Below are 273 nucleotides of genomic sequence, written 5' to 3'. Positions count from 1 at the left end.
CCAAGCACGGCATGACCGATGTGGAGGTTCTCAAGCAGTCCTCCTGGGGTACCACCCGAGACAACCTGGTACTGGGTTCCCAGCGTAACGGGATCGATGGCGCACACAACCTGACGCCCATGCCGTGCTTGGCAAAAAATCCTTTTTCATCGGCCACGAACAGCGGCGCTGCATCCGGCAGCGCAATGAAGCCGAGTTTGGCCGACGTGGTTTCCAAAGCGCCGTTGGCAAAAGCCCAGCTCATGGGCAGGCTGCTGAGCACGGCAGAGCCTC

2 pseudogenes are annotated in these 273 nt (G+C 60.4%); one reads left to right on the top strand and one right to left on the bottom strand.

The annotated features are described in order from the left end of the window. Nucleotides 1–11: 11 nt before the first annotated feature. Nucleotides 12–86 (top strand): annotated as a pseudogene (locus V0R37_RS22185) (hypothetical protein); the annotation flags it as partial. A 71-nt stretch (nucleotides 87–157) separates the two neighbouring features. Here the strand turns inward: V0R37_RS22185 and V0R37_RS22180 are convergent. Next, nucleotides 158–244: pseudogene (locus tag V0R37_RS22180) on the bottom strand (hypothetical protein); the annotation flags it as partial. Nucleotides 245–273: the final 29 nt, after the last annotated feature.

Source organism: Pollutimonas rozaliensis (assembly GCF_048751585.1).
Classification (GTDB): Bacteria; Pseudomonadota; Gammaproteobacteria; order Burkholderiales; family Burkholderiaceae_B.
Note: the sequence above shows the minus strand (reverse complement) of the source record. Positions and strands in the feature narration are given on the sequence as shown.